The 6,786-nt window shown below is 74.6% G+C and carries 2 protein-coding genes; both read right to left on the minus strand.

Going from position 1 to position 6,786, the window contains the following annotated elements; all coding sequences use genetic code 11:
- A partial coding sequence (locus ABZW18_RS33955) for a beta-ketoacyl synthase N-terminal-like domain-containing protein (protein ID WP_356195183.1) occupies positions 1 to 1,493 on the minus strand: 1,493 nt, incomplete at its 3' end.
- Positions 1,494 to 1,503: 10 nt separating this feature from the next.
- The gene (locus ABZW18_RS33960) at positions 1,504 to 6,780 is read right to left on the minus strand and encodes an SDR family NAD(P)-dependent oxidoreductase (protein ID WP_356195185.1); all 5,277 of its coding nucleotides are present in this window, start codon (positions 6,778 to 6,780) and stop codon (positions 1,504 to 1,506) included.
- Positions 6,781 to 6,786: the final 6 nt, after the last annotated feature.

A 6,786-nucleotide genomic window follows, 5' to 3' on the forward strand; every position in this document is an offset into this window, starting at 1 on the left:
CGCGGATCCAGGTCAGCACCGTCACCGACCCGGGCCAGCAGCCGCCCCGCCTGCTCCGCCAGCGCCGCCTCACTGCGCGCCGACAACACCCACGGCACGGTGCCGTCACGTACCGGCTCGGCCTCGTCGGCCGACACCTGCTCCTCGGCCGGCGCGGCCTCCAGGATCACGTGCGCGTTCGTTCCGCTGTAGCCGAAGGACGACACACCGGCCCGGCGGGGACGGTCGTGCTCCGGCCACGGCCTGTTCTCCGTCAGGAGCCTGACCTGCCCCTCGCTCCAGTCGACGTGGTGCGAGGGCTCGTCCACGTGCAGGGTGCGCGGCATGGTCCCGTGGCGCATGGCCTGCACCATCTTGATGATGCCCGCGACGCCCGCCGCCGCCTGCGTGTGCCCGATGTTGGACTTCACCGAACCCAGCCACAACGGCTGGTCCTCATCCCGCCCTTGGCCGTACGTCGCCAGCAGCGCCTGCGCCTCGATCGGGTCGCCGAGGGTCGTGCCCGTGCCGTGTCCTTCGACGACGTCGACGTCGGCGGAGGTCAGCCGCGCACTGACCAGGGCGTCCTGGATCACCCGCTGTTGTGCGGGACCGTTGGGTGCCGTCTGGCCGTTGGACGCGCCGTCCTGGTTGACCGCCGTACCGCGGACGACCGCCAGGACCCGGTGGCCGTGGCGCTCGGCGTCGGAGAGGCGTTCCAGGGCCAGCATGCCCACGCCCTCGCCCCAGCCGGTGCCGTCCGCGGCCGTGGCGTACGACTTGCAGCGGCCGTCGGCGGCGAGGCCGCGCTGGCGGGAGAACTCGATGAAGACACCCGGGGTGGACAGCACCGTCACACCACCGGCCAGGGCCAGGGTGCACTCGCCGTCGCGCAGCGACTGCACCGCCTGGTGCAGCGCGACCAGGGACGACGAGCAGGCCGTGTCGACCGTGACGGCGGGCCCCTGCAGTCCCAGTGCGTACGCGACGCGTCCGGAGACGAGGCTGCCGACGCTGCCGCCGCCCGGGTCGTAGTCGTGGTGGAAGGACCCGGCGAAGACAGCGGTGCGGGTGCCCTTGAGGGTCTGCGGGTTGATGCCCGCGCTCTCCAGGGCCTGCCACGACGCCTCGAGCATCAGGCGCTGCTGCGGGTCCATTCCGTGCGCCTCGCGCGGGGTGACCCCGAAGAACGCCGGATCGAAGTCCGCCGCGTCGTGCAGGAACCCACCGGAGCGGGTGTAGGTCTTGCCGGGGTTTCCCGGTTCGGGGTCGTACAGCGCATCGACGTCCCAGCCGCGGTCGGCCGGGAACGCACCGATCGTGTCCTCTCCCTTGACGACGACGTCCCACAGGTGGTCCGGCGAGGACACGCCGCCGGGCAGCCGGCAGCTCATGCCGACGATCGCCACGGGTTCGCTGCGGCGGCCTTCGAGTGTCTGCAGCCGCCCGCGAGTGACGTGCAGTTCCTCGGAAACCGCCTTCAGGTATTTCAGCAGCTCGTCTTCGGTGGGCATGAACTCACTCTCAACTCGGGTCGGTGGGCGATTCGTCGCCGGAGATGGAGATGCCGAGGCTGTTGGTGACGAAGTCGAGGACTTCCGCCGCGGTCGCGGATCCGAGGCCGGCCGACGCCGGTTCGTCGGCCGCCGCCACGGACTCTCCGTTGGTCCATGGCTCCGCCAGGCCACGGAAGGCCTCGGCGAGGGCGGCTCGTTGGGTTCCGGTGAGCTTTAGCGCGGCCAGGCTGTTCCCGACCCTGGTGAGGTCGGCCATGACCCGCTCGTAGCTCGGCTCTTCGGCATCCCGCGCCGTTGCGGGTGTCGGGGTGAGCCGGCCGAGCAGGTGGTCGACCAGGGCACGCGGGCTCGGATGGTCGAAGACCGCGGTCGCGCTCAGCTTCAGGCCGATGCGGTTGTTGATCTTGTTGCGGAGTTCGACGGCGGTCAGCGAGTCGAAGCCCAGGTCGCGGAACGCCCCGTCGGCGGAGATGCCGCGCGGGTCGCTGTGCCCGAGTACCAGGGCGACGTCCTTCAGGACCAGGTCGAGCAGGAGGGCGCTGCGCTGTTCGGCCGGAAGGCCGCGCAGCCTGCCCTCCAGGGACTCGGCCGGTGCCGCCGGGGCGCTCGCCGCGGCCCGTCGGTTCGAGGCGGGCGCCAGTTCCCGCAGGAGCGGCGGAACGGTGTCCGCGGCGCGCAGCGCGGCCGTGTCGACACGCACCGGGACGACGGTGGGCAGGGCGCCCACGAGTGCCCGGTCGAAGGCGGCGAGGCCCTCCTCCGTGGAGGTGGGCAGCAGCCCCGTGCGGGCGATCCGGCCGAGGTCGGCGGTGCCGAGGCCGGCCGTCATCGTGCTGGTCTGCGTCCACATGCCCCAGGCGAGGGAGACCGCGGGCCGTCCGGCCGCGTGCCGGCGGGCGGCGAACGCGTCAAGGAAGGCGTTGGCCGCGGCGTAGTTCGCCTGCCCCGGTGAGCCGAGAACGCCGGCGACCGAGGAGAACACCACGAAGGCCGCCAGGTCCGCGTCGGCGGTCAGTTCGTGCAGCGCACGCACCGCGTCCGCCTTCGGCCGCAGCACGGTGGCGAGCCGCTCGGGTGTCAGGGCCTCGAGGACGCCGTCGTCGAGGACACCGGCCGTGTGCACCACGGCGGTCAGCGGATGCTCCGCGGGGACGCGGGCGAGGGCCCTCGCAAGCTGCTCGCGGTCCGCGGCGTCGCAGGCGACGGACTGCACCCGTACGCCGCGCTCCACCAGTTCCTCGGGTGCCTCGCCGCCGCTGCGGCTGAGCAGCAGTACGTTGCGGACGCCGTGCTCGGAGACGAGCCGCCGCAGGACGAGCTGTCCCAGGGTGCCGCTCGCGCCGGTGACGACGACCGTGCCGTCCGGATCGAGCGGGCGCGGGATCGTCAGGACGGCCCTGCCGGTGGGTCCGGTGTGTGCGTCCTCGTCCAGGCGGCGGTAGGCCTCGGCCGCCGACCGTACGTCGTAGGCCGTGACCGGCAGGGCGCGCAGCGCGCCGGTGTCGAACAGGCCGGCGAGTTCGGTGAGGACCGCCTGCTGCCCGGCGGCGTCGGCGGGCGCGGACCGGCCTGCGCCGGTGGCCACGAACCGGCCGCCTTCGGCGAGCAGGAGGGCGGCCGACGCCTCGGCGCCCGCGCTCCCCTGCGGGTCCAGGACGACGTCGAGGCCCGTCGGCACCTTCTTCGCGATGTCATCGGGCTCCGGCTCGGCGAGGTGGGCCTCGTCGAGGCCCAGGCCGCGCAGGGCGTCCCGGGTGCCGAGGGGTGCGGTGGCGAACACCTCGGCACCCAGGTACCGGGCGATCTGGACCGCCGCGAGGCCGACGTCGCCGGCGCCCGCGTGGATCAGCACCCGCTCCCCGGCCCGCAGCGCGGCCTCGTCCACCAGGGCGTGCCAGGCGGTGCGGAACGCCGTCGGCGCCGCCGCGGCCTCGGCGAAGGTCAGGGTCCGCGGCATGCGGGCGACCGACCGGTGGCCGGTGACCGCCGTCCGGCCCAGGGCGCCGCCGTCCGGGAAGGTGCCCCAGACACGGTCGCCCACGGCCACGCCGGTGACCGCCGTACCGACCTCGGTCACAACGCCTGCGCCTTCGGTGCCGGGTGCCCCGGCCCCGTCGGTCAGGTCGCCGCGGCCGATCCCGGCGGCCCGCATCGACACCCGGATCTCCTCCGGGCCCAGCGGCGCGGCGGGCGCCGGGGCGATGGCGAGGCCGTCGGGGCCGCCGTCACCGGTCGTTTCGAGGCGCCATTCGGGCGCGTCCGGCACCGGCAGCACGGCCGGCGCGGAGCGGACGAGCCGGGGCGCGAAGACCTGCCCGTCGCGGACGGCGACCTGGGGTTCGCCGGAGGCGACGGCCGCGGCGACGGCCCCGTCCGCGCGCGCGTCAACGTCGACGAGCAGCAGCCGCCCGGGGTGTTCGGCCTGGGCCGAGCGCAGCAGGCCCCACACGGCCGCGGTGGCCGGATCGGGCTGCTCCATAACGGCACCCCGGGTGACCACGGCGAGCCGCGCGTCGCCGTCCGCCGACTCGGCGAGGAAGCGCTGCGTGCGCTCGAGCACCTCGGCCAGGCGGGCGTGTACGTCGCCGGGCTCGATGTGGGCGACGGTGACCGCGGGGGCGTGCCCCTCGGCCGGTTCCGCCGTAGGTACGGCGCGCCAGCGCAGGTGGAGTCCGCTGTCCCGGTCCGGTGCCGCGGCCCCGGACATCGGCCGGAGCACCAGCGCGTCCACGGTGATGACGGGCTGCCCGGCGGTGTCGACGGCGGCCAGGGACACGGCGCCGTCTCCGGCGGCGGTGAGCCTGACCCGTACCGCGGCTGCGCCGGACGCCTCCATCGTCACGCCGGTCCAGGAGAACGGCAGCAGGGGCTGCGTGCCATCGGCGCCGGAGAGGGACGGCACACCGAGCATGACGGCGTGCAGGGCGGCGTCGAGCAGCGCCGGGTGGATGCCGAACGCCCCGGGCTGTGCGGGCAGTTCGACCTCCGCGTACAGCGCGTCCGCCGTGCGCCAGGCAGTGCGCAGCCCCTGGAAGACGGGGCCGTAGCCGTAACCGCGCTCGGCCAGGTCGTCGTAGAGACCGTCGACCGGTATCGGCTCGGCGTCGGCGGGCGGCCAGGTCCACGCTTCGGCCGCGTGCGGGGATGCCGCGGACAGCGTGCCTGTCGCGTGCCGGACCAGCGGCTCGGTGCCAGGGGCCGCGGCGGGCGAGGAGTAGACGGTGACGGACCGGCGGCCCGCCTCGTCCGGGGCGCCGACGGCGACCTGGAGGTTCACGGCGGTGCCGGCCGACAGGACCAGGGGCGTCTGGAGCGTCAGTTCCTCGACGAGGGGGCAGCCCACCTCGTCGCCCGCGTGCAGGGCCAGGTCGAGGAAGGCGGTGCCGGGCAGCAGCACGGTGCCGCCCACCGCGTGGTCGGCGAGCCAGGGATGCGCGCCGGGCAGTACCCGGCCGGTGAGCACCGCCTGGCCGTCGGCCAGGTGCACGGCCGCGCCGAGCAGTGGGTGCCGGGTGGCGTTCAGGCCGGCGGCCCGGATGCCGGCCGTCGACTCGGACGCGTCCTGCCAGTAGCGCTGTCCCGCGAACGGGTAGCCCGGCAGTTCGGTGCGGCGTCCGCCGGGCAGCAGCAGCTCCCACGCCACCGGAGTGCCGGCCACGAACGTCTCGGCGAGCGCCCGGGTGAGCGCGAGGGCCTCCTGTTGGCCGGACTTGAGCGCCGCCACGGCGACGTATCCGTCGTCGCCGAGGACCGCATCGAGGGTGGCGTGCACCATCGGGGTCACCACGGCCTCGGGGCCGACCTCCAGGTAGGCGGTGACCCCCTGGTCGGCCAGGCTCCGCACGCCGTCGGCGAAGCGGACGGCCCGGCGGACGTGCTCCACCCAGTACTGGGGGGTGCACAGGCGCTCGGCCTCGATCGGGCCGCCGGTGATGTTCGACACCACGGGGATCCGCGGTGCCCGGAACGTCAGTCCCGCGAGCACGTCGGCGAACTCGTCGAGCATCGCGTCCATGCGGTGCGAGTGGAACGCGTGCGAGACGGAGAGGCGGCGCACCCGGTGCCCTGCGGCCCGGAAATGCTCGGCGACGGCGACCGCGGCGGCCTCGTCGCCCGAGACGACCACGGCCTGCGGTCCGTTGACCGCGGCGATCCCGACGGCGTCCTTCAGGGACGCCTCCTCGATGTACGCCTCGGCCTCCTGCTCGTCGACGGCGATGGCCACCATCGCCCCGCCCTCCGGCAGGGCCTGCATCAGGCGGCCGCGCGCCGCCACGAGGGCGCACGCGTCGGCCAGCGAGAGCGCGTCCGCCGCGTACGCCGCGGTGATCTCACCCAGGGAGTGGCCCATGACGTGGTCGGGGGTCACCCCCCACGCCTTGAGCAGTTCGAGGAGCGCGACCTCCAGCGCGAACAGGCCGGTCTGGGTGTACATGCTCTGCTGGAGGAGCGGGGCCAGCGGGGAGTCGTCGGGGGCGAACACGACGTCGCACAGCGGGTGTTCGGCGTACCCGTCGAGATGCTCGTCCACGGCTGTGCACACAGCGTCGAACGCCTCGGCGAAGACCGGGTACCGCTCGTACAGCTCCCGGCCCATGCCGGCCCGCTGCGAGCCCTGGCCGGAGAAGACCAGCGCGAGCCCGCCGGCTCCGGCGGCGGGGACGGCGCCGGCCACGGCGGCGGGCACGTCCTCGCCCCGGGCGAGGGCCGTCAGCGCTCCGGTCAGCTCGTCGCGCCCGGCACCCAGGACCACGGCCCTGTGCTCCATCAGTGCCCGCCCCGTGGCCAGGGTGTATCCGACGTCCCGGGGGTCGAGGCCGGGGTCGTCGGTGATCCGCGCGAGCAGCCGTGCGGCCTGCCGCTGTACCCCGGTGGAGGTCTTCGCCGACAGTGTCCAGGGGATCACCGGCGCTCCCGGCGCCGGGCCGGGGTGCGGGGTCGTGGTGTCCTCGGGCGCCGCTTCCAGAATCACATGCGCATTTGTCCCGCTGATGCCGAAGGACGACACCGCCGAGCGGCGCGGCCGCTCCAGCTCCGGCCACTCCTGGTGCGACGTCAGCAGGCTGACGGCACCGGACTCCCAGTCGACGTGGTGGGAGGGGGTGGACGCGTGCAGGGTGCGCGGCATGGTGCCGTACCGCATGGCCTGCACCATCTTGATGATGCCCGCGACGCCCGCGGCGGCCTGCGTGTGCCCGATGTTGGATTTGATCGATCCCAGCCACAACGGCCGGTCCTCATCCCGCCCTTGGCCATACGTCGCCAGCAGCGCCTGCGCCTCGATCGGGTC

It is taken from the genome of Streptomyces sp. NPDC004647 (assembly GCF_040609575.1).
Classification (GTDB): domain Bacteria; phylum Actinomycetota; class Actinomycetes; order Streptomycetales; family Streptomycetaceae; genus Streptomyces.